The following is a 25,167-nucleotide window of genomic DNA, read 5'->3' on the forward strand; positions in this document are numbered from 1 at the left end:
CATGCGCACTCCTCTCGCCCTCACCGCCCTGCTCGGAGCCGCGATCGCGGTCGCCGCGGCGCTCCCCCAGACCCACGGGGCGCAGCCCCCGGCCGAGCCGGCTGCCGACACCGTGGTCTCCGTCACGGGTGACGACGCGAACGGATTCGAGATCACCTACTACGACGGATCGGGAGAGTATCCCCCCACGGACTCCGAGGCCATGGCGGAGTGCGCCGAGTACGAGACGCGGATCGAGCGGGTCAGATGCCGAGCCGAGGTGCGGACCTGGTACCGAGACCTGGCTACGTTGCGCGATGCCCTCGACTGGGCGCACGCGTCACGCGGTTGATATTCAGTCGGCGCTGGTCACGGACTGCACGGCTCCCGCGACATCGAGGTTGACCAGGAGGACGTCGTCGGTCGAGTCGGGATCGAGCGCGTACTCGAGGACCGCGAAGGGGTCCTTGCCGCTGTGCTCGTCGGCGAGGATCGTCATGCTCATCAGTTGGAGGGAACGGATCACGTCCATGTGTGTGTCGCCCGAGACGTCGACGAGGAGGTCCTCGATGTCCTCCCCCAGCATCTCCTGCTGCTGCAGGATGAACTCGGTCACTTCGCTGGTGCGGTCGTCGAGCTCCGACACCATCGCGTTCCGCGCGCGGAGGTCGATGGTCTCCAGCGCGGCGATCATCGCAGCAGCGACGTCGAGCGCTTCGATCGACACGTCGTCCTGATCGGGCGCGGTGAGATCGACGGTCACCCGCTGATCACCGAAGTCGACGACTTCCGACCAGAAGATCGACCCGTCGGGTCCGGACTCCAGAAGTCCGAAGTAGTCGTGCTCGATCGCCATGCCTCAATGAAACCAGCCTTGACGGCCCTGCGCGACCGCTCGGGTCAATCCACCAGGGCCGAAGCGAACACGTGCGGCGTGAAACCGGTCAGATCTCCGATGCCCTCGCCCTGTCCGAGGAGCTTCACGGGGATGCCGGTGCGTTCCTGCACGGCGAGGACGAAGCCTCCGCGAGCCGAGCCATCGAGTTTCGTCAGGACGAGACCGGTCACACCGGCGTGCTCGAGGAATGCTTCGGCCTGCATGACCCCGTTCTGACCCGTCGTGGCGTCGAGGACGAGGAGCACCTCACTGATGGGGGCTTGCTTTTCGATCACGCGGCGGATCTTCGTGAGCTCGTCCATGAGCCCGGCTTTCGTGTGAAGACGACCCGCAGTGTCGACGAGGACGATCTCGGTGCCGGTGCGGATGGCGTGGTCGATCGTCTGGAAGGCGACGGATGCCGGGTCCTGACCCTCCTGCTGAGGACGCACGATGGCCGCACCCCCGCGCTCGGCCCACGTTGCGAGCTGATCGACCGCGGCCGCGCGGAAGGTGTCGGCAGCCCCCACGACGACGCTCCGTCCGAATCGGCGCAGGTAGGCGGCGAACTTCCCGATCGTCGTCGTCTTGCCCACGCCGTTGACCCCGACCACGAGGACGACCGCGGGGCGTTCGCTGAGGCGGAGGGTGGTGTCGAACTTGGCGAAGTGCTCCTCGAGCGTTTCCCGCAGCATGCGCTGGAGGTCCTTCGGATCGGTCGTTCGGAACCGTTCCACCTTTTCGCGGAGCTCGTCGACGATGCGTTCGGTGATGTCCGGACCGAAATCCGCCGTCAGGAGTGCTGTCTCGAGGTCATCCCATGTCGTCTCATCGATCGTCGGTTTGACGAACAGGCCACGCAGCGCGCGACCGAGGGACCAAGAGCTCTCCGCCATGCCTCCAGGCTAGTTGACCCGATCAGCCCTTCTCGCAGGCGATGCCGTCCCTGTCGCGGTCCATCCTGCTGTTGGCGTTGTACAGGGCCGTCGAGAACGTGGGCTTGACCTTGAACGCCTTGTTCTTGCCGTTGACCTTGTTGAACTTCACGCCGGCTTTGGCCACCCCGCCCTTGTGGGCCTTGTTGAGCGCCGAGCAGTTCGCGAACTTCTTCACGACGGGTTTCGCCGCCGGAGCCACACGGGTCGCAGTGACGGATGCCGTCGGCACGGGTGCCGCGGACGCCACCGACGGCGCGCCCACCAGAGCACCCGCCACGATCACAGCAACCATCGCCCGCCGCGCACGCGCGCGCACAGATTCGTTCATTCCCGACCCCAGTCTTTCCCGAGGGACACCCCGTTCCCGTGCACACAGTACACAGACCGAGGACGCGGCCCCGGTGCAGAGCCCATGGCTCTCAGACGGCAGCCCGCTCTCGGACGCGTTGGCCCACCACGGCCGATACACCGTCCTGACGCATCGACACGCCGTAGAGCGCGTCCGCGATCTCCATCGTGCGCTTCTGATGAGTGATCACGATCAGCTGGCTCGATTCCCGGAGCTGCTCGAAGACGCCGAGCAGCCGCCCGAGGTTGGCATCGTCGAGCGCAGCCTCCACCTCGTCCAGGATGTAGAACGGACTCGGACGCGCCTTGAAGATCGCCGTCAGAAGTGCGACCGCGGCCAGCGAGCGTTCACCGCCGGACAGCAGCGAGAGCCGCTCGATCTTCTTGCCGACCGGTCGCACCGCGACGTCGATGCCCGTCGTCAACGGGTGATCGGGATCGGTGAGGGAGATGGACCCCGTGCCGCCGGGGAACAGGATCGGGAAGACCTCACCGAAGGCCGTCCTCGTGTCCTCGAACGCGGCGAGGAAGATGCTCTGCATCCGCTCGTCCAACTCTTCGATGATCGTGAGCAGATCCATGCGCGTTCGCACCAGGTCATCGAGCTGAGCCGTCAGGAAGGAATGCCTCTGCTCGAGCGCGGCGAACTCCTCGAGAGCGAGCGGGTTGACCCGACCGAGCTGAGCGAGTTTGCGCTCCGCGTCATGAAGGCGTTTCTGCTGAGTGGCACGGTCGAACAGCGCGGAGTCTTCACCGGATTCGTCCCGAACCGCCGCGTCCGGAGCGTATTCCGCGAGGAGAATATTCTCGTCGAAGCCGAGTTCCGACTGGACTCTGTCGAGCAGGCTCTGCACGTGCAGACGCTTCTCGTGCATCTGCAGTTCCAGCCCATGGACGGACTCCGTCACGCGCGTGAGCCGCTCACGGACCTGCCCGTCCTCACGCCGGAGCTGCGCGAGCTCCGCGGTCAGGGCCGTGCGGGTCTGCTCCGCACGTTCCAGCTCGACCCGGGCTTGGGCGGTCGAACGGTCGATCGAGTCCAGCACGGGCGGTAGCGCCGTCACGACCTCGGACGCGATCGAGCGCTGAGCACGACGGACGACGGCACGACGTGCGGCCGCTTCTGCCGCCGCACGTTCCTTCTCGCGCTGACGCTCGAGCTGGACCACGCGCGCCTCCGCCGCGCGGACGCGCTCCCGCAGCGTCTCGACATCCAGACGCGTGTCCATCTCTCGACCACGGGCAGCCTCGAGTGCATCGAGGAGGCCATCCCGAGCCGACGCATCGAGGATCGGCCGGGGAGTCTCTTCCGCGGCACTGAACGCCTCCCGCGCCGTCCCCGCAGCCGTGTCGGCATCCCGCGCCGCAGCCTCCGCCTGCCGGACTCCGGCCTCCAAGCGCTGGCACTCGGCGATGGCCGCCTCGAGGCGAACCGTCGCACGGTTGAGCTTCTCCGCCTGCGCCGCGCGCTCCGAGTCGTGCTCCCGCAGCGCGGTCAGCGACTCGCGGGTTCGCTGGCGGGCGGCATCCCACGCGGACTGCGCCTCGTCGAGGGCCTCGCGCAGGGAGTCGGCGATGACCGTGACCTCCGTCAGCCGCTCCCGGGCCGCATCGCGCTCGGCCGCGAGCTCCAGACGAGATCGAGACTGTCCCGAACCCGCCTGGAGGGTGCTCGTGGTGACGGTCTCCCCTGCGCGGGTGACGGCGACGATGCGGCTGCCTGCGCGGGCAGCGCTCCGGCACGCTGCGAAGGCGCCGTCGATGTCATCGGCGATGGCGACGCCCGCCAGCGCTGCTCGCACGCCCGCGGGCGCGTCCACGACGTCCGCCGCCCACGTCCACTCTCCGTCGAGAGGCGGTTCACCTGATTCCGGTCCATCCATCAAGGCGATGTCGACAGCACCCAGATCCTGGTCCCGAGCGGTCGTGATGACCGTCCGCGCCGTCTCGAGATCGTCCACGAGGATACCGTCCGCGAGGGCACCGAGAGCGGCGGCTACCGCGGCCTCGTACCCCGCAGTCACGCGGATCGCATCACTGACGATGCCCCGGATACCGGCGCCGCCCCGCTCGACGACGGCCGCAGCGGCGTTCCGGATGTCCAACGCACGACCCAGTGCGGCCGTCTCCGCCAGCAAGGATTCGCGCTCGCGCTCCGCCGCGTGCAGCCGCTCGCGAATCGATCCCAGCTCGCGCTCGGCGTCGGAGGCATCCCGCTGGGCGCGTTCATACGCAGTCGTGTACTCGACGGCGGAATCCTCCGGCGTCTCCGCAGCCGGGGCGATCTCCGCCAAGGCGGATTCCGCCTCGTAGCGACGCTGTTCGGCCGCATCGAGCGCCCTCTGCTGGCGTTCGACGGTTGCGCGCAGAGCCTCCGCCTTCGACACCGCCGCCTCGGCGCGACCGCGCAGAGAGGCGAGGCGCATGTCGTGTTCCGACACGAGCGCGCTCTGCGCGGCGATGTCGGTGTCGAGTGCGTCGAGGTCGGCGCGGGATCTGATGACATCACGCGCCGCCGCGGCTGCGGCATCCTGAGCTGTGCCGAGACCGGAACCGATCTCGTCGATCTCGCTTCGGGCCTCGTCGATGACGGCTTGCGTCACCGTGGCGCTCGCGTCGGGAGCCTCTCCGTCGTCCTCGAGGAGCGTCAGTCGCTGCCCGGCGAGCGAGTAGAGACCGCGCAGCCGATCTTGCACACGACCGAGCTCGAAGGTGATGGCGCGGGCGCTGTCGACCGCTTCAGCCCGCTGGTCGTTCTCGAGTTCATCCATCCGGCGACGGAGGCCGTCGGCGCGATCCTGCAGAACGAGACGCTCGGCGTGGCGCTCCTGTTCGTTGCGGGAATGGTCTGCGAGCTCCGCGCGCAGACGCGCCAGTTCGTCGGCGTAGAGGCGCGCCTTCGCATCGCGCACCACCGCAGCGATCGACGCCGCCTCGCGGGCGATCTCCGCCTGCTTGCCGAGCGGCTTGAGCTGGCGCCGCAGTTCGCCGGCGAGATCACTCAGCCTCGTCAGATTCGCTTCCATCGCCTCGAGCTTGCGGAGGGTCTTCTCCTTGCGCCGGCGATGCTTGAGGATGCCGGCCGCTTCCTCGATGAATCCGCGGCGATCCTCGGGGCTCGCCTGGAGGACGGTGTCGAGCCGGCCCTGTCCGACGATGACGTGCATCTCTCGACCGAGGCCGGAATCGCTCAGGAGCTCTTGCACGTCGAGGAGACGGCAGGTCTCGCCGTTGATCGCGTACTCGCTGGAGCCGTTGCGAAACAGCGTCCGGCTGATGGTGACTTCGCTGTACTCGATCGGCAGGACGCCGTCGGCGTTGTCGATCGTCAGCTGCACTTCGGCACGACCGAGCGGGCCGCGCGTCGCGGTGCCGGCGAAGATGACATCCTCCATCTTGCCGCCGCGGAGAGTCTTCGCGCCCTGCTCACCCATCACCCAAGCGAGGGCATCGACGACGTTCGACTTGCCCGACCCGTTGGGCCCCACGATGCAGGTCACCCCCGGTTCCAGGGCGAAGGTCGTCGGCTGGGCGAAGGATTTGAACCCCTTGAGCGTCACGCTCTTCAGGTGCATGCGGGGCCTCCGGGGTCGTCGTCCCGTCCACGCTAGCGGACGAATCACGGACGCCACTTGACGGCGCGCCCGGGGCGGCGCTAGTGTCAGGGCTCGCGTCAGAAGTCTGAGAAAGGAGGTCCCCGACATGATTACTCGCATGATGCCCACCGGAGAAGCGTTCACCGCGTTCCCGTTCGCAGGGGGGACCCTCTCCTTCGACGCCGTAGCGGACACCCGCGCTCTCACCGGCCGCTGACCACGGCGCCCCTGAGCTCCGTCTTCTGACGGACGACTGCGTCGAACCCGCTCGGACTCATCGTCCCTCCCCGCCGTGTGCGGCGGCCCTCGAGGCCCGCCCACGGTCGTGCTCTCTCGTGCTGCGGCACGATCCCCGCCGCGCCCGCGGCACAACCCACTGCAACGATCGAAATGAGATCACTCATGCGCACTCTCACCGCGCCGCAGCGCACAACGGCGGTCCTCGCCGCGCTGCAGCATCCGACCCTGACGGGGCCCGCTCCCCGTCAGACGTTCATCGACCGACTCGCCCTCCGGATCGCGCTGGCGCTGCTCCTGTGGAGCACCCGCCCCGGCGCGAACCGGGAGGAGATCGAGGCTCGACACCGCGAGAGCCTCGCTCGCCGCGAGCGGGAAGCCGAGTGGGACCGCCGCCGCGCGTTCCTCGGCCCCCGCCTTTGATCCCGTCCGGGGCTGCGACACCGTCGCGGCCCCGGACCCACGCACGTCAGGAGCACGATCATGACCACCCCCGCCTACGAGATCCGCCCGCTCATCGTCCCCGCCTCGCTCGATGCACCGAACGCGGCGGACTTCATCGCGATGGTCGACGTCCGCAATGAGATCTACCGAGAGATCAGCGCGAACGATGATGAAGCCGCGACACCGGCCCAGCTGCTGCCCCACTTCCAGGAAGACCCCGACAACGACAAACACAGCTGGATCGTCCTCGTCGACGACGAGGTGGCCGGACGCGTCATCGTCGACATCCCCGCCGAGCAGGGGTCACAGGTCGCGTACTGGACGGTCGAACTACTCGAACGCGTCCAGGGCAGAGGGATCGGTTCCGACCTTCTCGAACTCGTCGAGGAGACGGCACGCCAGGCTGGACGAACCGTCCTGGAATCCTGGGCGGAGCACCCGGAACCCGCGGACGGCGTGTCGGTCCCACGACTCCCCGCACCGACCGAGTTCGGCACCATCCCACAGGACCGCCCCGCGCGGTACTACCTGCGTCACGGGCACACCCTCGAACAGGTGGACCGCAAGAGCATCCTCGACCTGGATGCCTCGCTCGCGACCACCCGCGCACTGTTGGCGGATGCCGAGACCCACTCGGCGGGCTACCGCGTCGAACAGTGGCTGCTCCCCATTCCCGCGCAGTATCGCGAGAGTTTTGCCTGGGCGAAGTCCCGCATGTCGACGGATGCCCCCACGGCCGGCCTCGAGGTCGACGAGGAGAAGTGGGATCTCGATCGCCTCGAGCGTCACGAGGCGCGTTACCTGGAAGCCGGCCAGACCGTCCTGGTCACCGCGGCGGTCCACGAGGCCACGGGCGATGTCGTCGCCTTCAACGAGCTCTGCTCCGGAGCTGACCCGACCGCGACCACGCAGCAGATGGACACCCTGGTGCTCCGGGAGCACCGTGGCCACCGTCTGGGCCAGCTCATCAAATGCGCGGGAATCCTGCGGTGGCGAGAAATCGCTCCCGAGTCACGCCGGATCATCACCTGGAATGCCGAGGAGAACCGGCCGATGCTGAGCATCAATGAGGCGATCGGGTTCGCCCCCGCCGCCTACATCGGCGCCTGGAAGAAGGTACTCGCCTAAGCTCGGCGCTGGCATTTCGGGCAGTAGTGGCTCGACCGGTTGGTGAAGCTCACCCGGACGATCGGCGTCCCGCATCGAGGACACGGTTCGCCCGTGCGACCGTACGCGTTCAGCGAGTGGGCGAAGTAGCCGGCCTGCCCGTTGACGTTGACGTACTGCGCGTCGAAGCTCGTTCCACCCTCGGCGAGGGCCCGGTGCAGAACCGCCCGGACCTCGCCGAGGAGGCGCCCGAGCGACCGGGTCGAGAGATCGTTTCCGAGGCGCTCCGGGTGCAGCCGTGACGCCCAGAGTGCTTCATCGGCGTAGATGTTGCCGATGCCGCTCACGACGGTCTGGTCGAGGAGGACGCGTTTGACAGCCGAACGCGTGCGGAGCACCGCGCGCCGGAAGGCGTCCTCGTCGAAGGCCGGATCGAGCGGATCACGCGCGATGTGCGCGACCTGGCTCGGCACCAGCGCGACGTCGCTCCCCCGCCCGCCGGCCGCGCCGTCGGGCGTGGGATCCAGACGATCGACGGCCAAAGATCCGAACGTGCGCTGATCGACGAAGACGACGGCGAGATCTCCGTGTTCCGGATGCCGCACGTCGAGCCGGATGCGCTCGTGCCGCAGCGGCGGGGTCCCGGACTCGCGGAGGAGCATCTGGCCGCTCATACCGAGGTGGCCGACGATTGCCTCACGCTCACGGACGTCGGTCCCGGCCGTTGTCGTCGCCAGCGGCATCCACAGGAACTTGCCGCGACGGACGACACCGTCGATGCGTCGACCGGTCACCCGGAATTCGAAGTCGGCGGCGTCGCCCGCGTGGCGTGTCAATGCTCGCGCGTCGGAGACGGTCACGGCGTCGATCCGCGAGCTCGCCAGAGCCGGTTCGAGGCCGGCGCGGACGACCTCGACCTCAGGCAGCTCGGGCACGGCGCCTCACGCCTGCGACGACAGCACGCGCCAGACGGCGAGAGCAGCCGCCATCTCGGCCTGCTTCTTGCTGGAGCCGCCCCCGGTGCGGGAGACGTCGCCGACAGCGACCGTTGCGGTGAAGACCCGATGGTGATCGGGCCCCGCGGCATCCACGCTGTAGGTCGGTGCCGACATCCCGCGCCGTGCCGCGAGCTCCTGGAGCGCGGTCTTCGGGTCCATCGCTGCGCCGTACCGCTCCGGGTCGGCCATCAACGGCGAGACGAGACGGAGCACGAGCGCGGTCGCTTCGTCGATGCCCGCGGAGAGGTAAGCGGCACCGATGAGCGCTTCGGTCGTGTCCGCGAGGATCGAATCCTTGTCGCGGCCGCCGGTCTGATCTTCACCCCGCCCCAGTCGCAGGTGGGCGCCGAGACCCATGCCGCGAGCGACTTCTGCGAGAGCGACGGTGGATACGACGCTCGCGCGTCGCTTCGCCAGCGAGCCTTCGTCCAGCTCGGGATGCGACCGGTAGAGGTGCACGGTCACGGCCATGCCGAGGATCGAATCGCCGAGGAACTCCAGCCGCTCGTTGTGAGCGATCCCGCCATGCTCGTACGCATACGAGCGGTGGGTGAGCGCAAGCGACACAAGCTCGGGGTCGATATCGACCCCGAGCTTGTGTGTGAGTACCGAGTGATCGGTCACTGCGTCTGTCACGACGCGGCGATCAGATGTCGGCGACCTTGCGGCCCTTGTACTCGAGGAACAGCTCCGTGCCCTGCGAGTCGGTGACGACCTTCGCCTGGTGGGGACGGCTGTAGACGACCTTGCCGTTCTCGATGGTCTTGACGAGCGTGGGGGCCTCGGCCTTCCACTGCGCGCGACGCGAACGGGTGTTGGAGCGGGAGACCTTCCGCTTCGGGGGGTTACCTGCCATGGTCAGCTCTTCTCTGTGTCGTCGGCGGCGGGGCGTACTGCCTCGTCGTCGTGGTCTGTGGATGGGGCCGACAAGGCGGCCAGCGCAGTCCAGCGCGGGTCGATCTGAGTCTCCGGGACCGGTGCTTCGGTCAGCTTCTCGCCCGTGGTCGGATCGAGTCCGGGGCAGTCCGGCTGACACACCGGCTGGAACGGAAGCGACAGGACGATCGCATCCCTGACCCCTGTTTCAAGATCCACGTGGTCGTCTTGAACCTGGAAGTCAGTCGCTTCGTCCCCAGAATACCCGAAGAGTTCCTGAAACTCGACTTCGAGCGGGCGTGTCAGGTCCATGAGGCACCGGCTGCACTGCCCCTCGTACGTCGCCGCGATGTCCGCGGTGACCAGGATCCCCTCGTGGACCGACTCGAGACGGACGTCGACACGGACGTCGCTACCCTGGTCGACCCATGCCAGCCCCTCGCCCCACTTCTCGGGTGCCGGGACCGTCACCTCGAACTCGCGCATCTCCCCGGGTGCCCGGACGATGTCCCGGACGGGGAGGACGAAGGGACCGCTGTTCACACGCTTTCTGACCACGGTCGTCCATGCTACGCGTGACGGAGACCCCGCGGGCCGGATCAGCCGGTACGCGCGCCGTTGTCGAGGAAGCGCGCGACGGGGCCTGGTACGAACGGAGACACATCGCCCCCGAGCGAGGCGACCTGACGGACCAGCGAACTGGACACCAGAGCATGCGCGGGATCGGGCAGGAGGAAGACCGTCTCGATGTGAGCGAGATGCCGATTCACGATGGCCATCGGTGTCTCGTACGCGACGTCCACCTGCGACCGGATGCCCTTCACCAGCACGCCGGCGCCCACATCGGTCGCGTAATCGACGAGGAGTCCGACGCTCCAGGCGGCCACGACCACATCACCCTCGATGCCTTCCTCCTCGATCGACTGCTCGAGGAGCGACAGACGCTGCGCGATCGGCAGCATCGCCTCTTTGCCGGGGTTGTGCACGACGAGGACATGCAGCTGGTCATACAGTGCTGCAGCCCTGCGGATGACGTCGAGATGCCCGAGGGTCGAAGGGTCGAAGGAACCCGGCACGACGGCGATCCGGTTGTTCATGTCGTCGAGCCTAACGACACCCTGCGCCTCCCGCGCAGCGACTCAGTTCTTTCCGAGTGCGGCACGTTCGCGCTGACTGACGCGCCCGGCGATGGCGGCGGCGAGACCCGGTGTTCCATCCAGCGTCGGATCGTTCGCGAGCAGGCTCTCCGCCTCGGCGCGAGCCGTGGAGATCAGGTCCGCGTCGGCGACGACACGAAGGAGTCGCAGGGAGGATCGAACACCCGACTGCGCATCGCCGAGCACATCCCCCTCGCCGCGCAGATCGAGGTCGACTTCGGCCAATTCGAAGCCGTCCGTCGTCGCGGCGACGGCTTCGACGCGCTGACGCGCAGGCGTGAACGGGTCGGCCTCGGTCACCAGCAAGCAGAGCCCAGGGACCGAGCCGCGACCGACGCGACCTCGGAGCTGGTGCAGCTGGGATACGCCGAATCGGTCCGCTTCGAGGATCACCATCGTCGAGGCGTTGGGAACGTCGACGCCGACTTCGACCACGGTCGTGGCGACGAGCACGTCGATGTCTCCACGGGCGAAGGCCTGCATGACGGCATCCTTCTCGTCACCGGGCATCTTGCCGTGCAGGATCTCGACGCGGATGTCCCGGAAGTCGGGATGCCCCGCCAGCAGCGCTGCGGCCTGGACGACACCCCACCGGGTGCGGCCCGGTTCTTCCGTCTCGACGGATTCCTCGTCGTCCGTGTCGGTCGCAGCGTCGATCGCCGGACACACCACGAAGGCCTGCCTTCCGAGACGCACCTCCTCGGCTAGGCGCTCCCAGACGCGTGCGAACCAGGCGGGCTTCTCCCCCACGGGAGCGACGAAGCTCGAGATCCCGGCCCTCCCGCCCGGCATGGTGCGGATGGTCGACACGTCGAGGTCGCCGAACACGGTCATGGCGACGGTCCGCGGGATGGGCGTCGCCGTCAGGACGAGAACGTGCGGTGAGCTGCCCTTTGCGCGGAGAGTCTCCCGCTGATCGACGCCGAAACGGTGCTGTTCGTCGACGACGACCAGTCCCAGATCAGCGAACGTCGTGGATTGGCTCAGCAGGGCGTGCGTCCCCACCACGATGCGCGACTGCCCGGATGCGACGCGCAGGGCCGCGCGGCGGCGCTCGGCCGCGCCCAGCTGCCCGGTGAGCAGCGTCGGCATGAGCTCGGGTGCGAGCTCGGGGCCCAGCATCCGCGCCATGGAGCGCACGTGCTGAGCGGCCAGGACCTCCGTCGGGGCGATGAGCGCGGACTGCCCACCGGACTGGGCGACCTGCAGCATCGCTCGCAGGGCGACGAGCGTCTTCCCCGAACCGACTTCGCCCTGCACGAGACGGTTCATCGGCCACGGGGCCACGAGGTCCGCGGCGATCCTGTCACCCACGGTCACCTGGTCGGGAGTGCGCTCGAAGGGCAGGGCGGCGTCGAATCGCGACAGGAGTTCACCGGAGGGCCGAGCGGTGGCCGACATCATCCGGACGAAGTGACGCTGCTGCAGGAGCGCCGCCTGCAGGACGAATGCCTCGTGCATCCGGAGCGTCTCCCGCGCCGGACCGATCTGGTCGAACGACTCCGGGTCGTGGATGCGGGTCAGCGCCATGCGGGCGTCGAGGAGGCCTTGCTCGGCACGGAAGGCGGCGGGCAGGGGTTCGGGGACGGCCCCGAGCTTGGGGAGCACCAGGTCCACGCACTTCTTGACCTGCCAGCTCGAGAGGGTGCTCGTCGCGGGGTAGATCGGGATCGGACGATTCCGCCACGCCTCCGCCGTGAGCCGGGCGGTTCCCTCGTCGTCGAAGAGCTGATAATCGGGATGCGTGAGCTGCTTCTGCCCGCGGTACTCCCCCACCTTGCCGGTGAAGATACCCTGCCGACCGGCAGTGAGATCCTTCACGCGCCACGCTTGACCGAAGAACGTGAGCGACATGGTGCCCTCGCCATCACCGATGACGACCTCGACGAGTTCTCCGCGGCGGCCCCGCATCTGCCTCGTCGACGCGGAGCGGACCTCGGCCACGATCGTCACGAGCTCGCCGACCGGGAGCGCCGCGATGGGTGTCAGCTCCCCACGGCTCGCATACCGGCGCGGGTAGTGACCCAGCAGCTCCCCGACCGTGGTCATCTGGAAGGCGCGCTTCAGCCCTTTCGCCAGACTCTCGCCGACGGCCTCCGGGAGGGACGTGTCGAGCGAGTACGAGGCCATGCGACGAGTCTACGAGCGGGCGCCGACGCGGATATCGTGTGGGGGTGACGAGGATCATCGCCGGTGACGCCGGGTCGCTCCCGCTGGCCGTGCCGAGCGCGGGCACGCGACCGACGAGCGAACGTGTGCGCGAATCGCTGTTCGGCGCGCTGGAGTCCGCCGGCCTCGTCGACGGTGCGGCCGTCCTGGACCTCTTCGCGGGTTCCGGCGCGCTCGGCCTCGAGGCCGTCAGTCGCGGCGCGGCGTCGGCCGACCTCGTCGAGCGCGCGCCGCGCGCGGCATCCGTCGTCGAACGGAACGTCCGCTCCGTCGCGCGGAGCCTTCCGGGACGACGACTGACGGTGCACCGGTCCGCCGCAGACGCATTCCTCCGGAGCGGCGGTTCGTCGTTCGACCTCGTGTTCGTGGACCCGCCGTACGACATGACGGATGCCGAGGTCTCGGCGACCCTCGCGCTCCTCACCCCTCGACTCACCGCTTCCGCGGTGGTCGTCGTCGAGCGCGCCACACGGTCCGGCGAACCCGATGTGCCCGCCGGCCTGGTGGCGGAGCGCGCGAAGAAGTACGGCGACACGACGCTCTGGTGGCTCAGCCCCGCGGACACCGGGGCCGCTCCTCACCCGAGCGCCGAGTCCCAATCGACGTAGGGGTCCCACCCGCCCCGGGCCGACGGAACCACGCCGTCAACGAGGACGGCGGCTTCCGACCGCTCACGGACATGTCCGATGACGTCGAAGCCGAGCGGCGTGGATCCCGCCGGGAAACACGCGAGAAGCGCGTGGTCCTCCCCGCCCGTGAGGGCATCGTCGTCGAGACCGGCGTCGATCGAGATCGTCACCCCCGACGCGTCCGCGATCCGCGATGCGTCGAGGAGGAGACCGTCGGAGACGTCCATGAGCGCCGTCGCGCCCGCGCGGGCGGCAACCACGCCGAGCTCGACGGGCGGCCGCGGCCGCAACTGGGCCTCGAGGTCGTGGCGATCGGCGACCGACAGCACATCGTCATCGATGGGAAGCGGGATGCCGTCGGCATCCCGGAACCGGTCGACAAGGATGCGCAAGCCTCGAGCCGCCGCACCCAGCTCGCCCGCGACGGCGACCTCGTCGCCGGGACGCGCCCCGGACCGGCGGACCGGCTCCACCCCGTCGAGGACGCCGAGGGCGGTGACGGCGACCGTGAGCGTCTCGGACACGGTGAGGTCGCCCCCTTCGACGGCGCAGCCCGGTGAGAGCTCCGCGAGGGCGTCGCGGAAGCCGGTGGCGAGCGCATCGACGAACGCGGCGGGAAGCGAGTCCGGGAGCGCGAGGGCGACGAGGAGCGCCGTCGGCCGCGCCCCCATCGCGGCGACGTCGGCGACGTTCACCGCAGCCGATTTGAATCCGAGGTCGTACGGGGACGTCCAGGCGAGCCGGAAGTCGGGCCCATGGACGAGCGTGTCGGTCGTGGCGACGACCCGGCCGCCGGGGATCGCGAGGACGGCTGCGTCGTCGCCGGGGCCGACCTCGGCACGCGATGCCGGGCCGAGCACGCGAAGGATACGGGCCAGCAGCTCCCTCTCGGACACGTCGCGCACACGGAGCTCACCCATGCGTCCACGGTAGCCTGGAGCGATGCCCCGAACCCGCTCGTCCGCTGCGCTCGCCTTGCTCGTGGCGGGAACGGCCGTCCTGTCCGGGTGCTCCGGGACGGTCGCCGTGGACACCCCTCCGCAAGCCGAGGACCCGCGCTGCGCGCAGGTCATGGTCCGTCTGCCGGACGTCCTCGAGGACCAGCAGCGGCGGTGGACCGATGCGCAGTCGACCGCGGCGTGGGGCGAGCCGACGACGGTGCAGTTCGCCTGCGGCGTGCAGCCGCTCGGACCGACCACACTGCCGTGCTTCACCGTCGACGGCGTCGACTGGGTCGTCGACGACTCGAAGGCGCCGCTCTACCGGATCACCACATACGGCCGGGTGCCCGCCGCGGAGCTCATCCTGGACTACGACGTCGTCTCGTCGAGCGGTCCCGTCTCCGCCCTCAGCCGACTCATCACGAAGCGGTTCGAGACGACAGCGAAGTGCGTCGCGCCGACCGAGACGCAGCCCTGACCGGGATCAGCGCGCGAGTTCGACGAGTTCCGTGATGAGGTCCGGGTAGCTGAGGCCGCTCTGGATCCAGCACGTCGGGAACATCGAGATCGGCGTGAAACCGGGCATGGTGTTCACCTCGTTCACGAAGAACTCGGATCCCGTGTAGAAGAAGTCGACACGGGAGAGCCCCTGTCCGCCGACCGCCTCGAACGCCTGGGCGGCGATGCGCTGCATCTCGCGGAGTTCGCCGTCGTGCAGCTCCGCAGGGCAGACGAGATCGATACCCGGGGCACCGAGGTACTTCGCCTCGAAGTCGTAGAAGTCCCGACCGCTGACGACGATCTCGCCCGCGACGCTGACACGGGGCTCCGCTCCGTCGCGGCCCTGCAGGACGCCGCACTCCACTTCGCGACCCGACACAGCCTGCTCGACGAGAACGCTCGTGTCCTCATCGAAGGCGGTGTCGAGGGCGGCATCCAACTCGCTCCATTCGGACACCTTCGACACCCCCACGCTCGATCCCGCACGAGCGGGTTTCACGAAGACCGGCAGACCGAGGGCGCGGATGCGGCGGCGCCACAGGTCGTCGTCGCGCTCCAGTGCCGCACGCGTCACCGTCACCCACGGGACCACGGGGACGCCGGCGGCGCGCAGGACGCTCTTGGTCGTGTGCTTGTCCATGCCGATCGCCGACATGAGGAGCCCCGCTCCGACGTAGGGCAGGTCGAGGAGCTCGAGGAAGCCCTGGACGGTGCCGTCCTCCCCGAAGCGGCCGTGGAGGATGGGGAAGACCACGTCGATGTCGCCGAGATCTTCAACGGTCCCATCGGGACGACGGACCGAGAGGGTGCGTGTCGCCGTGGAATCCGGCCAGACGATGCGGGTGCCGTTGTCGACGACCTCGGGAAGCCGCTCGGGGTTCAGCGCGAACTTGTCGGGGTCGTCCTCCTCGAGAACGAAAGCGCCGTCGCGGGTGATGCCGACGGGGATGACCCGGTAGCGCTCACGATCGATCGCGCGCAGCACCCCGCCCGCCGTGGCGGAACTGATCGAGTGCTCGCTGGAACGCCCGCCGAAGAGCAGAACCACTACCGCCTGAACCATTCTGAGTCCTCTCCTCCGTGGGCTCATCGTCATCCGTCGTCAGGTGCGGAGCGATGTCACGGGGGTTCATCGTGCCGTCGAGCACCATCTTGACCTGCTCGACGATGGGCATCTGGATGCCGGCTGCCCGCGCCAGCTGAAGGACGGGAGCGACGGAGGCGAGGCCTTCGGCCGTCTGGTCCATCTGCTTCACGACCTCGGTGAAGCTGTATCCCTGTCCGAGCAGGCGGCCGGCGGTGTTGTTGCGGCTGAGGGGCGACTGACACGTCGCGATCAGGTCGCCGAGACCGGCGAGTCCCTGCAGCGTCTCGGGCTGAGCGCCCTGCGCGACCGCGAAGTCCGTCATCTCCACGAGACCGCGGGTGATGATCGACGCCTTCGTGTTCTCGCCGTAGCCCACCCCGTCGACGATCCCGATCGCGACGGCGATGAGGTTCTTCAGCACACCGCCGAACTCGGTGCCGATCACGTCGGTGTTGACGAAGGTGCGGAAGTAGCCGTTGCGCGCGACGCGGGCGACGGCTTCAGCGGTCTCCTGGCTGGAGGACGAGATGACTGCGGCCGTGGGCTGCTGGCGCGCGATCTCCAGGGCGAGGTTGGGCCCCGAGGCGACGGCGATGCGGGCGGGGTCGCAGCGGAGCTCTTCTTCGAGCACCTGACTCATGCGGAGCCCGGTCTTCTTCTCCACGCCCTTCATGAGGGAGACGATCGGAGCGTCGCTGTCGCCGAGCAACGGGCGGACGCCCTTCAGGTTCTGCCGCAGTGCCTGGCTCGAGATCGCGATGTAGACCTGGGTCGCACCGTCGAGCGCCTCCGCGAGATGGTGGGTCGCCGACAGCCCGCGGGGCAGGTTGATGCCCGGGAGGTACTGCGTGTTGCGCTTGCCCTCGCGGATCTCGTGCGCGAGCTCTGCTCGACGTGCCCACATCATGACGTCGGCGCCACCGTCGGCGAGGACCTTGCCGAAGGTCGTCCCCCAACTCCCGGAACCGAGAACGGCGACACGAGGAGCGACGACGTCGCGTCGCGGCGATTCCCTAGGAGTCAAGACGCCCCGTCTCGTTCTGCCCGTGCTTGGCCGGGTTCCACCGCTCTGCAGGAGGCTCCTCGCCTCGAAGGCGGCCGAGGAGGATCGAGATGTCGCGCATGACGGCATCCGTCGCGGCGGTGAGGGTGGCGGGCGTCGTGTCGGTGAAGGCGGTCAGATCGACGGGAGGGCCGACGAGGACGCGCACGCGACGACGGGGCGGCCACAGCCGCAGTCGGCCGTACCGCGGCAGGATCTCCTGCACGCCCCACGTCGCGACCGGGATCACCGGCAGCGTGCGGCCTGCGGCGAGGGCGAGCCGGACGGCGCCCGTCTTGCCGCGCATCGGCCACATGTCGGGGTCGCGTGTGAGCGAGCCCTCCGGGTAGACGATGACGCCGCGCTGCGCGGCGACGAGGGCGTTCGACTGCGCGAGGGTCTGCGTGGCAGCTGCCGAGTTCGACGCCCGGGCGACGGGGATCATGCCGGTCGCACGCAGCAGGGCGCCCAGTACGGGGACCGTGAAGAGGCTCTCCTTCGCCATGAAGCGCGGAGCGCGGCCCATGCGCCAGGTCGCGACCGCGATGATCACGGGGTCGAACTCGCTGTAGTGGTTCGGTGCCAGGACGTACGCGCCCTCGAGCGGCAGATTCTCCGCGCCCTCGATCTCGATCCTCGCGAACCACCCCGTGGCCGGGACGACGATCATGGCGGCGGGCCAGAACACGCTGGGGCGCGTCTTCTCCGCCGACGCGCGACGACGCGGGCTCACCCGGGTCACTCCGTGACGTCGAAGTCGGCGCCGAGATCCGTGAGCTTCTCGAGGAACTTCTCGTACCCCCGGCGGATGATCCCGATGTTGCGGACGGTCGACTCGCCCTCGGCGGCGAGGGCCGCGATCACGTACGAGTACCCACCCCGGAGGTCGGGCACGACGACGTCGGCGCCGCGGAGCGGAGTCGGCCCGTTGATGACGGCCGCCTGCTCGAGCGCGCGTCGGGGGACGCGCCGCTCGGAGCTCGCGATGCCGTCGGGGTGAACGACGATGTCGGCGCCCATCTGGACGAGGGCGCGCGTGAAGCCGAGCCGGTTCTCGTAGACCGTCTCGTGGACGACGGACTCGCCCTCGGCCTGCGTCAGAGCGACGATGAGCGGCTGCTGCCAGTCGGTCATGAAGCCGGGGTGCACGTCGGTCTCGACCATGACGGGCTTGAGTGCGCCGCCGCGACGGAAGCGGATGCCGTCCTCGGCGATGTCGAAGTCGCCGCCCACCTTGCGGAAGACGTTGAGGAAGGTCAGCATCTCCTGCTGCTTCGCTCCCCCGACGAAGATGTCGCCGTCGGTCGCGAGCGCCGCGGCGGCCCACGACGCGGCCTCGTTGCGGTCAAAGATCGCCCGGTGGTCGTAGCCGCGGAGCGACTCGACACCCTCGATGAAGATGACCCGGTTGGGCTCGTAGGAGATGATCGCGCCCATCTTCTGCAGGACGGCGATCAGATCCATGATCTCGGGCTCGATGGCTGCGTTCCGAAGCTCGGTGGTGCCCTTCGCCCGGACCGCGGTGAGCAGCACCTGCTCGGTCGCACCGACGCTGGGGTACGGGAGCTCGATGTTGGCGCCGTGCAGGCCATCGGGTGCCGAGAGACGGATGCCGCTGGGCAGCTTGTCGACGATGGCACCGAACGAGCGGAGCGCGTCGAGGTGGAAGTCGATCGGGCGGTCGCCGATGCGGCACCCGCCGAGGTCCGGGATGAACGCCTGACCCAGCAGGTGCAGCAGGGGGCCGCAGAAGAGGATCGGGATGCGGGACGCTCCCGCGTGCGCGTCGATCTCCTCCATGTGCGCCGAGACCGCGCCGCTCGGGTCGAGCCGGAGGACGCCGTCCTCGAGGTCCTCGACGCGGACGCCGTGGACCTCGAGGAGCGAACGCACGACGTGCACATCGCTGATGTCCGGCACGTCTCGCAGGATGCTGGCGGTCTCACCCAGGAGGGCGGCGACCATCGCCTTGGTGGCGAGGTTCTTCGCCCCCTTCACCTCGACGCGGCCCCGCAGCGGTCGACCGCCGCGGATCCGGAGCGTCTGGCCGGTGTTTCCGCCGCTGGCGGGGGTCGACGCGGAGTCGCTGAGAAGTGTGTTCATGGGTGGGACCTCATTACTGGTGTCGAGGAAGCGTGGTCCGGCCCCGTTGTGCGGGGCGCCGGCCGATCAGCGGACGGGGAGCGTCCGTGGCCGCCACGCCTCGCGGCGCGCCTCGAACTGCGCGATCTGATCTTCGCTGCGCAGCGTGAGCCCGATGTCGTCGAGCCCTTCGAGAAGCCGCCACCTAGTGTAATCGTCGATGTCGAAGGAGGCCTGGAGGTCGCCGACCTCCACTGTCCGTGTCTCGAGGTCCACCGTGATCTCACGGCCGGGCTCAGCCTCGAGCGCCGCCCAGATCGACTCGAGGACGTCCTCGGTGACGACGCCGGTGACCAGGCCCTGCTTGCCCGAATTGCCGCGGAAGATGTCCGCGAACTTCGTGCTGAGGACGACCCGGAAGCCGTAGTCGCGGAGCGCCCAGACCGCATGCTCGCGGCTCGAGCCGGTACCGAAGTCAGGGCCCGCGACGAGGACGGAACCGTCGCGGTAGGCATCCTGATTGAGGATGAACGCGGGGTCCTGGCGCCAGTTGGCGAACAGCGCGTCCTCGAAACCCGTCTTGGTGACGCGCTTGAGGTAGACGGCGGGGATGATCTGGTCCGTGTCGACGGCGGAGCGCTTCAGGGGCACGCCGACGCCCGTGTGGCGGGTGAACTTCTCCATGTCAGGCCTCCGTCAGGGTCAGTGCGTCGAGATCGCTGGGGCTCGCGAGGCGGCCGAGGACGGCCGTCGCGGCGGCGACCAAAGGCGACACGAGGTGTGTGCGACCGCCCTTGCCCTGCCGGCCCTCGAAGTTGCGGTTGCTCGTCGAGGCGCATCGCTCTCCCGGCGCCAGCTGGTCGGGGTTCATGCCGAGGCACATCGAACAACCGGCGAAGCGCCACTCCGCTCCGAAGTCGGTGAAGACCTTGTCGAGCCCTTCGGCCTCGGCCTCGAGGCGCACCCGGGCGGAGCCCGGGACCACCATCACCCGAACGCCCGGGGCCTTCGCCCGGCCCTGCACGATCGACGCGAACTGACGGAGGTCCTCGATGCGGCTGTTCGTGCACGAGCCCATGAAGACGGCATCCACCGACACGTCCTTCAGCGCCGTCCCCGGAGCGAGGTCCATGTACTCGAGGGCGCGTTCGGCCGCTGCGCGCTCATTGGGGTCGGTCATCTGCTCGGGGTTCGGGATGACGCCGCTCAGCGACACTCCCTGACCGGGGTTCGTCCCCCACGTCACGAAGGGTTCCAGCTCGTCGGCGTCGAGGAAGACCTCGGCGTCGTAGACCGCCCCCTCGTCGGAGGGGAGCGTGCGCCAGTAGGCGACTGCGTCGTCCCAGTCGGCGCCCCGAGGGGCGTGCGGCTTGTCTTTGACGTACGCGAACGTCGTCTCGTCGGGGGCGATCATGCCGGCGCGGGCGCCCGCCTCGATCGACATGTTGCAGATCGTCATGCGCCCCTCCATCGAGAGGGAGCGGATCGCGGATCCGCGGAACTCCAGGACGTAGCCCTGACCGCCGTTGGCACCGATCTTGGCGATGATCGCGAGGATGATGTCCTTCGCGCTCACACCGGGCTTCAGCGTCCCCTCGACGGTGATCGCCATCGTCTTGAAGGGTTTGAGCGGCAGCGTCTGCGTCGCGAGGACGTGCTCGACCTCGCTCGTGCCGATGCCGAAGGCCATGGCTCCGAACGCGCCGTGCGTGGAGGTGTGCGAATCGCCGCAGACGACCGTGATGCCCGGCATGGTCAGACCCAGCTGGGGTCCCACGACGTGGACGATGCCCTGCTCCTTGTCGCCCAGCGAATGCAGGCGGACGCCGAACTCCTCGGCGTTGCGTCGGAGGGTCTCGATCTGGGTACGGCTCGTGAGGTCGGCGATCGGCTTGTCGATCTCGAGGGTCGGCGTGTTGTGGTCCTCGGTCGCGATGGTGAGGTCAAGGCGACGCACGGGGCGACCTTCGGCGCGGAGCCCGTCGAAAGCCTGCGGGCTCGTCACCTCGTGCACGAGGTGGAGGTCGATGTAGATGAGGTCGGGGCTGCCGCCTTCACCCTTCACGACGAGGTGGTCGTCCCACACCTTCTCGGCGAGGGTCCGCGGACGGTCGGGAATCGTGCTCATGATGTCTCCTGATGTCGGATGGCGCCCGCGACAGCCTCCGCGACGAGAGAGGGCTCAGAACGAGGTCTCGTCGCGGCCGATAAGGAGTCGAGCGGTCCGCACGGCGCCAGACTATCACCGGCGCGGCCGGACCCGCGTGGCCGCTGCCCGTAACACCGCGTCTCACGACGATCGCCGCGCGCGGGGCCGTGGCACTGTGTCGGTCTGAGGACAGGAGAGCCGCATGACCGAACGAGCCGCGGGCGGATTCACGACGCGTCAGGTGCACATCGGGGCGGATGCCGCACCGGCGACGCCGCGCGCCATCCCCATCCACCTCACCGCCGGTTTCACGTTCGACTCCTTCGACGACGCGGCCGCGCACTTCGGTTCGGGTGACGGGTTCGGTTACTCCCGCACCGGCAACCCGACGGTCGACGCCGTCGAGAGGAAGCTCGCATCCCTCGAGGGCGGTGCCGAGGCGCTCCTCGTCGCCTCCGGCCAAGCAGCGATCGCCGTCGCCCTCCTCGGCCTGCTCGAGTCGGGATCGCACATCGTCAGCTCGACGCACATCTATGAAGGCACGCGCGGGCTCCTCCTCGACAACCTCGCGCGCCTCGGCATCGAGACGACGTTCGTCGACGACATCGCGGATCCGGATGCGTGGCGTCGAGCGATCCGGCCCGAGACCCGCGTGCTGTTCGGCGAGTCGATCGCGAACGCACGGAACGACGTCCTGGACGTCGCGGCCATCGCCGCCGTGGGCGAGGCCGCCGGCATCCCGCTGATCGTCGACAACACGTTCGCGACTCCCTACCTCCTGCGTCCTCTCGAGCACGGAGCCGCGATCGTCGTGCACTCGGCGAGCAAATTCCTGTCGGGCCACGGATCCGTCCTGGGCGGAGTCATCGTCGACGACGGTCGGTTCGACGGCACGCGTGCGGGCCGACTGTTCCCCCAGCTCGCGCGGCGTGGTCCCGACGGCTCCCCCAGCCCGTGGGAACGCCACGCGGGGCGCGCGCGGATCGCTCACCTCCGAGAGAGCGTCGCCCCGCGATACGGGCCGACGCCGTCCCCGCTGACGGCGTTCTTCGTGGGTCAAGGCATCGAGACGCTCAGCCTCCGCGTACAGCGTCAGTCCGAGAACGCGCTTGCCGTGGCACGCTGGCTCGATGCCCGCCCCGACGTCGCAGCGGTCGACTACGCCGGCCTGCCGACGCATCCCAGCCATCACCTCGCGCGGACGTATCTGCGCGGCGGATACGGCTCCGTCTTCGCCGTGACCCTACACGGCGGTCTGGCCGCGGCGCGGGCGTTCATAGAGGAGCTCTCGGTCATCACCCACATGACCCACCTGGGAGATGTCCGCTCGCTCGTGCTCCACCCGGCGACGACGAGCCACGCACGCCGGTCACCGGAGCAGCGGACGCAGCACGGCGTCCACCCGGGGACGGTCCGACTTTCGGTCGGCATCGAGGACGTCGATGACCTCATCGGCGACCTCGCGCGAGGACTGCAGGCCGCGGCATCCGTCGCCGAACCCGATGTGGCGGTCGTGGCGTGAGCCGTCCGCAGCACTTCGGCTGGTTCCTCGCCCGCGGATTCGGACCGCACGGCTGGGGCCATCCGTACCTCGACTGGGACTACGACTGGACCTCACCCGCGCTCTACCAGCAGGCGGCCCGCACCCTCGAACAGGCCGGATTCGACCTGCTCATCATCGAGGACGCACCCTCGCTCGGCTCGGCCGCGACGATCGACCTGCGCGTGCGGCAGGCCTTCGGCGGGCCGAAGCTCGACCCCCTCCTGCTCGCGCCGTACCTCTTCGCGGCCACCGAGCACATCGGGATCGTCCCCACCGTCAACCCGGCCGCGACCCTTCCGTACACCGCTGCCCGCCAGTTCGCGACGCTGCAGCACCTCAGCGGGCATCGGCTCGGCCTCAACGTCGTCACCGACACAGGCAGCGCGCGCCACTTCGGAACGGCGCCCCAGCTCGGTCACGACGCCGCGTACGACCGCGCCGAGGAATGGATGTCGGCGGTCACCGCGCTGTGGCGCAGCTGGCCCGAGGGTGCCCTGATCGCAGACCCCGCCGCGGGTCGCTACGCGGACGGCACGCTGCTGGAGCCAACCGTGCACCGGGGCGAGTACTACTCCTTCGACGGGCCGCTGAACGCGATCCCCTTCGTCCAGGGCGAGCCCGTCATCGTCTCGCCGGGCGGGTCGACGCGCGGTCTCGGCTTCGCCGGGGCGAACTCCGACGTGCAGCTCGCGCTCGCGCCGATGACCGAGGACTCGGTGCGGGCCTACCGTGGTCGCATCCACGACGAGGCGACCGCGGCCGGACGCTCGCCCGACGACATCACGATCCTGTTCGCCATCCAGCCGGTCGTCGTCTCCTCACCGGAGGAGGCCGACAGGCTGGTGGCCGCGTCGCAGCATCCCGACGACAGGACACTGCAGGCGATCGCCGAGCGCCAATCGAGCGACCTCGAGACCGACCTGACCGCACTCGACCTGGACCGCCCCGTCGACCGAGGGATCTTCGGCGAGCACGTCTCGCATGGCAGCATCCGCCGCCTCGTCGGGGATCACGACGAGGATGCGCCCTTGCGCACGATCCTCGCCGCGCACGCTCGGCTCGGCCGACTCCGAGACGGGTCCGGCTGGGTGGGAACCGCCGGCGAGCTGGCCGACCGCATCGAGGAGTACGGCACGTGGGGCAACGACGGTGTGCTCCTGTGGGGCGACCTGCACCCCGTCACCGTGCACCGCACGCTGGACGAGCTGGTGCCGATTCTGCGACGCCGCGGCATCCTCCGCCGCGAGTACGACGACACGCTGCGCAAGAACCTCCGACCGTTCTGACGACTGCGCTCAGCGCGACGTGTCGCCGTCCGACGGGTGCGGGTCGACCGTGCGGGGCGTGCCCTGCTGTTCGGCGACGTCCTCCGCGTGGCGGACCGGAGTGGGACCCGTCGCCGGCAGCGGCTCCCGCAGTCCCTCGCGGCGCGCGGCGACGAGGCTGGCGACCGTCGCGACGGCCATCGACCCGACGATGACACCGAGCGACACCCATGTCGAGATCTCCGGCGCCCACTCGACGTGCTCGCCGCCGTTGATGAAGGGGAGCTCGTTCTCGTGCAGGGCGTGGAGGACGAGCTTCACGCCGATGAAGGCGAGGATGAACGCGATGCCGAAGTGGAGGTATTTGAGCCGGTCCAGCAGCCCTCCGAGGAGGAAGTAGAGCTGGCGGAGCCCCATGAGCGCGAAGATGTTCGCCGTGAAGACGATGAAGGCGCTCTGGGTGATGCCGAAGATCGCCGGGATCGAGTCGATCGCGAACAGCAGGTCGGTCATGCCGAGTGCCGCGAACACGATGATCATCGGCGTGAAGACCTTCTTGCCGTCGATGACGGTGCGCACCTTCGCGCCGTCGTACTCCTCGCTGACCTTCATGCGGCGACGGAGCAGGCGGACCAGGAAGCTCTCCTTCTTCTCCTCGTCCTCCTCGTCGTCACCGTCGAAGGCCTGCTTCCAGGCGGTGTAGATGAGGAAGGCGCCGAAGATGTAGAAGACCCAGCTGAACTGCTCGATGATGGCCGCGCCGAGGAGGATGAAGATACCTCGGAGGATCAGCGCGATGATGATGCCGACCATCAGCACCTTCTGCTGCGCCGCGCGGGGCACCGAGAACTGGCTCATGATCAGGACGAATACGAACAGGTTGTCGATGGAGAGGCTGTACTCGGTCAGCCATCCCGCGACGAACTGTCCCGCGTACTCCCCGTTCGTGACGACGAGCATCAGGAGCGCGAACAGCAGGGCGAGCGCCACGTAGAACACGACCCAGAGGGTGGATTCCTTCGTCGACGGGACGTGCGGGCGCTTGATGATCAACAGCAGGTCGGCGACGAGGATGAGCGTCAGACCGACGAGCGAGCCGACCTCGAACCAGAGGGGGAGCTCCATGGGGGCCTTTCATGCGGGGGCGACCCTAAGAGTACCTTTCGAGATGTCTGAGACGATCCCCGCAGTGGCGACACTCC

At 68.9% G+C, this 25,167-nt stretch carries 25 protein-coding genes; 7 read left to right on the top strand and 18 right to left on the bottom strand.

Features of this window, described 5'->3' with window-relative positions; all coding sequences use genetic code 11:
- Position 1 precedes the first annotated feature (1 nt).
- Positions 2 to 331, top strand: a complete 330-nt coding sequence (locus BLP38_RS05260) for a hypothetical protein (RefSeq protein ID WP_091353963.1) — start codon at positions 2 to 4, stop codon at positions 329 to 331.
- 3 nt (positions 332 to 334) lie between these two features.
- On the opposite strand, the gene BLP38_RS05265 is transcribed toward BLP38_RS05260, so the two are convergent.
- The 4 genes from BLP38_RS05265 to smc form a co-directional block, all read right to left on the bottom strand.
- Complete coding sequence (locus tag BLP38_RS05265) at positions 335 to 835, bottom strand: DUF2004 domain-containing protein (protein WP_065570437.1); 501 nt, start codon at positions 833 to 835, stop codon at positions 335 to 337.
- Positions 836 to 879: 44 nt separating this feature from the next.
- Complete coding sequence (gene ftsY / locus BLP38_RS05270; RefSeq protein WP_091353967.1) at positions 880 to 1,752, bottom strand: signal recognition particle-docking protein FtsY; 873 nt, start codon at positions 1,750 to 1,752, stop codon at positions 880 to 882.
- Positions 1,753 to 1,774: 22 nt separating this feature from the next.
- Complete coding sequence (locus BLP38_RS05275; protein ID WP_197672427.1) at positions 1,775 to 2,122, bottom strand: excalibur calcium-binding domain-containing protein; 348 nt, start codon at positions 2,120 to 2,122, stop codon at positions 1,775 to 1,777.
- Between the two features lie 91 nt (positions 2,123 to 2,213).
- A complete protein-coding gene (smc, locus tag BLP38_RS05280) occupies positions 2,214 to 5,717 on the bottom strand; it encodes a chromosome segregation protein SMC (RefSeq protein ID WP_091353973.1) in 3,504 nt (1,167 codons plus the stop codon).
- A gap of 423 nt (positions 5,718 to 6,140) precedes the next feature.
- Here smc and BLP38_RS05285 point away from each other — a divergent pair, with 423 nt between their 5' ends.
- On the top strand, positions 6,141 to 6,398 hold the full coding sequence (locus tag BLP38_RS05285) for a hypothetical protein (protein ID WP_091353976.1): 258 nt from the start codon (positions 6,141 to 6,143) through the stop codon (positions 6,396 to 6,398).
- 60 nt (positions 6,399 to 6,458) lie between these two features.
- Positions 6,459 to 7,547, top strand: a complete 1,089-nt coding sequence (locus BLP38_RS05290) for a GNAT family N-acetyltransferase (RefSeq protein ID WP_091353980.1) — start codon at positions 6,459 to 6,461, stop codon at positions 7,545 to 7,547.
- On the opposite strand, the gene mutM is transcribed toward BLP38_RS05290, so the two are convergent.
- From mutM to BLP38_RS05320, 6 genes are all read right to left on the bottom strand, one after another.
- A complete protein-coding gene (gene mutM, locus BLP38_RS05295) occupies positions 7,544 to 8,461 on the bottom strand; it encodes a bifunctional DNA-formamidopyrimidine glycosylase/DNA-(apurinic or apyrimidinic site) lyase (protein WP_091353984.1) in 918 nt (305 codons plus the stop codon). The two genes, BLP38_RS05290 and mutM, sit on opposite strands and share 4 nt — an antisense overlap.
- A 6-nt stretch (positions 8,462 to 8,467) precedes the next feature.
- Positions 8,468 to 9,160 (bottom strand): ribonuclease III, encoded by a 693-nt coding sequence (rnc, locus tag BLP38_RS05300; protein WP_091353988.1) that lies wholly within the window; start codon positions 9,158 to 9,160, stop codon positions 8,468 to 8,470.
- Positions 9,161 to 9,170: 10 nt separating this feature from the next.
- Positions 9,171 to 9,380 (bottom strand): 50S ribosomal protein L32, encoded by a 210-nt coding sequence (gene rpmF, locus BLP38_RS05305; protein WP_018188062.1) that lies wholly within the window; start codon positions 9,378 to 9,380, stop codon positions 9,171 to 9,173.
- Positions 9,381 to 9,382: 2 nt separating this feature from the next.
- Entirely contained in the window at positions 9,383 to 9,886 is a 504-nt protein-coding gene (locus tag BLP38_RS05310; protein WP_091359567.1) for a YceD family protein, read from the bottom strand.
- Positions 9,887 to 9,999: 113 nt separating this feature from the next.
- Positions 10,000 to 10,497, bottom strand: coding sequence for a pantetheine-phosphate adenylyltransferase (gene coaD, locus BLP38_RS05315; RefSeq protein ID WP_091353991.1), 498 nt, complete (start codon positions 10,495 to 10,497; stop codon positions 10,000 to 10,002).
- Positions 10,498 to 10,539: 42 nt separating this feature from the next.
- Positions 10,540 to 12,687: an ATP-dependent DNA helicase RecG gene (locus BLP38_RS05320; protein WP_091353995.1), complete on the bottom strand. Its 2,148-nt coding sequence runs from the start codon at positions 12,685 to 12,687 to the stop codon at positions 10,540 to 10,542.
- Between the two features lie 38 nt (positions 12,688 to 12,725).
- On the opposite strand from BLP38_RS05320, the gene rsmD reads away from it, so the two are divergent.
- Entirely contained in the window at positions 12,726 to 13,334 is a 609-nt protein-coding gene (gene rsmD / locus BLP38_RS05325; RefSeq protein WP_091353999.1) for a 16S rRNA (guanine(966)-N(2))-methyltransferase RsmD, read from the top strand.
- On the opposite strand, the gene thiL is transcribed toward rsmD, so the two are convergent.
- Positions 13,304 to 14,275 (bottom strand): thiamine-phosphate kinase, encoded by a 972-nt coding sequence (gene thiL / locus BLP38_RS05330; protein WP_091354002.1) that lies wholly within the window; start codon positions 14,273 to 14,275, stop codon positions 13,304 to 13,306. The genes rsmD and thiL overlap by 31 nt on opposite strands.
- A gap of 22 nt (positions 14,276 to 14,297) precedes the next feature.
- Here thiL and BLP38_RS05335 point away from each other — a divergent pair, with 22 nt between their 5' ends.
- Positions 14,298 to 14,774 (top strand): DUF3515 family protein, encoded by a 477-nt coding sequence (locus BLP38_RS05335; RefSeq protein WP_091354006.1) that lies wholly within the window; start codon positions 14,298 to 14,300, stop codon positions 14,772 to 14,774.
- Positions 14,775 to 14,780: 6 nt separating this feature from the next.
- On the opposite strand, the gene BLP38_RS05340 is transcribed toward BLP38_RS05335, so the two are convergent.
- From BLP38_RS05340 to leuC, 6 genes are all read right to left on the bottom strand, one after another.
- The gene (locus tag BLP38_RS05340; RefSeq protein WP_091354010.1) at positions 14,781 to 15,860 is read right to left on the bottom strand and encodes a D-alanine--D-alanine ligase family protein; all 1,080 of its coding nucleotides are present in this window, start codon (positions 15,858 to 15,860) and stop codon (positions 14,781 to 14,783) included.
- Entirely contained in the window at positions 15,760 to 16,908 is a 1,149-nt protein-coding gene (locus BLP38_RS05345; protein ID WP_091354015.1) for an NAD(P)H-dependent glycerol-3-phosphate dehydrogenase, read from the bottom strand. Before BLP38_RS05345 ends, BLP38_RS05340 begins: the two co-directional genes overlap by 101 nt.
- Positions 16,898 to 17,668: a lysophospholipid acyltransferase family protein gene (locus BLP38_RS05350; protein WP_091354021.1), complete on the bottom strand. Its 771-nt coding sequence runs from the start codon at positions 17,666 to 17,668 to the stop codon at positions 16,898 to 16,900. The genes BLP38_RS05345 and BLP38_RS05350 overlap by 11 nt, the downstream gene beginning before the upstream one ends.
- Positions 17,665 to 19,029, bottom strand: coding sequence for a UDP-N-acetylglucosamine 1-carboxyvinyltransferase (murA, locus tag BLP38_RS05355; RefSeq protein ID WP_091354026.1), 1,365 nt, complete (start codon positions 19,027 to 19,029; stop codon positions 17,665 to 17,667). The genes BLP38_RS05350 and murA overlap by 4 nt, the downstream gene beginning before the upstream one ends.
- Positions 19,030 to 19,095: 66 nt before the next feature.
- A complete protein-coding gene (leuD, locus tag BLP38_RS05360) occupies positions 19,096 to 19,692 on the bottom strand; it encodes a 3-isopropylmalate dehydratase small subunit (protein WP_091354030.1) in 597 nt (198 codons plus the stop codon).
- A 1-nt stretch (position 19,693) separates the two neighbouring features.
- Entirely contained in the window at positions 19,694 to 21,136 is a 1,443-nt protein-coding gene (gene leuC / locus BLP38_RS05365) for a 3-isopropylmalate dehydratase large subunit (RefSeq protein ID WP_091354034.1), read from the bottom strand.
- Positions 21,137 to 21,359: 223 nt separating this feature from the next.
- Here leuC and BLP38_RS05370 point away from each other — a divergent pair, with 223 nt between their 5' ends.
- Positions 21,360 to 22,679, top strand: coding sequence for an O-acetylhomoserine aminocarboxypropyltransferase/cysteine synthase family protein (locus tag BLP38_RS05370; protein ID WP_091354038.1), 1,320 nt, complete (start codon positions 21,360 to 21,362; stop codon positions 22,677 to 22,679).
- Positions 22,676 to 23,986 (top strand): LLM class flavin-dependent oxidoreductase, encoded by a 1,311-nt coding sequence (locus BLP38_RS05375; RefSeq protein WP_091354041.1) that lies wholly within the window; start codon positions 22,676 to 22,678, stop codon positions 23,984 to 23,986. Before BLP38_RS05370 ends, BLP38_RS05375 begins: the two co-directional genes overlap by 4 nt.
- Positions 23,987 to 23,995: 9 nt before the next feature.
- On the opposite strand, the gene BLP38_RS05380 is transcribed toward BLP38_RS05375, so the two are convergent.
- On the bottom strand, positions 23,996 to 25,090 hold the full coding sequence (locus BLP38_RS05380; protein WP_091354046.1) for a TerC family protein: 1,095 nt from the start codon (positions 25,088 to 25,090) through the stop codon (positions 23,996 to 23,998).
- Between the last annotated feature and the right edge of the window lie 77 nt (positions 25,091 to 25,167).

Origin of the sequence: Microbacterium sp. LKL04 (genome assembly GCF_900102005.1) — a bacterium.
Classification (GTDB): Bacteria; Actinomycetota; Actinomycetes; order Actinomycetales; family Microbacteriaceae; genus Microbacterium.

Coding starts and splice junctions, on each gene's coding strand:
- BLP38_RS05260 (WP_091353963.1), top strand. CDS start 2: ATGCGCACTCCTCTCGCCCTCACCGCCCTGCTCGGAGCCGCGATCGCG.
- BLP38_RS05265 (WP_065570437.1), bottom strand. CDS start 835: ATGGCGATCGAGCACGACTACTTCGGACTTCTGGAGTCCGGACCCGAC.
- ftsY (WP_091353967.1), bottom strand. CDS start 1,752: ATGGCGGAGAGCTCTTGGTCCCTCGGTCGCGCGCTGCGTGGCCTGTTC.
- BLP38_RS05275 (WP_197672427.1), bottom strand. CDS start 2,122: ATGAACGAATCTGTGCGCGCGCGTGCGCGGCGGGCGATGGTTGCTGTG.
- smc (WP_091353973.1), bottom strand. CDS start 5,717: ATGCACCTGAAGAGCGTGACGCTCAAGGGGTTCAAATCCTTCGCCCAG.
- BLP38_RS05285 (WP_091353976.1), top strand. CDS start 6,141: ATGCGCACTCTCACCGCGCCGCAGCGCACAACGGCGGTCCTCGCCGCG.
- BLP38_RS05290 (WP_091353980.1), top strand. CDS start 6,459: ATGACCACCCCCGCCTACGAGATCCGCCCGCTCATCGTCCCCGCCTCG.
- rpmF (WP_018188062.1), bottom strand. CDS start 9,380: ATGGCAGGTAACCCCCCGAAGCGGAAGGTCTCCCGCTCCAACACCCGT.
- BLP38_RS05310 (WP_091359567.1), bottom strand. CDS start 9,886: ATGCGCGAGTTCGAGGTGACGGTCCCGGCACCCGAGAAGTGGGGCGAG.
- coaD (WP_091353991.1), bottom strand. CDS start 10,497: ATGAACAACCGGATCGCCGTCGTGCCGGGTTCCTTCGACCCTTCGACC.
- BLP38_RS05320 (WP_091353995.1), bottom strand. CDS start 12,687: ATGGCCTCGTACTCGCTCGACACGTCCCTCCCGGAGGCCGTCGGCGAG.
- thiL (WP_091354002.1), bottom strand. CDS start 14,275: ATGGGTGAGCTCCGTGTGCGCGACGTGTCCGAGAGGGAGCTGCTGGCC.
- BLP38_RS05335 (WP_091354006.1), top strand. CDS start 14,298: ATGCCCCGAACCCGCTCGTCCGCTGCGCTCGCCTTGCTCGTGGCGGGA.
- BLP38_RS05340 (WP_091354010.1), bottom strand. CDS start 15,860: ATGGTTCAGGCGGTAGTGGTTCTGCTCTTCGGCGGGCGTTCCAGCGAG.
- murA (WP_091354026.1), bottom strand. CDS start 19,029: ATGAACACACTTCTCAGCGACTCCGCGTCGACCCCCGCCAGCGGCGGA.
- leuD (WP_091354030.1), bottom strand. CDS start 19,692: ATGGAGAAGTTCACCCGCCACACGGGCGTCGGCGTGCCCCTGAAGCGC.
- leuC (WP_091354034.1), bottom strand. CDS start 21,136: ATGAGCACGATTCCCGACCGTCCGCGGACCCTCGCCGAGAAGGTGTGG.
- BLP38_RS05370 (WP_091354038.1), top strand. CDS start 21,360: ATGACCGAACGAGCCGCGGGCGGATTCACGACGCGTCAGGTGCACATC.
- BLP38_RS05380 (WP_091354046.1), bottom strand. CDS start 25,090: ATGGAGCTCCCCCTCTGGTTCGAGGTCGGCTCGCTCGTCGGTCTGACG.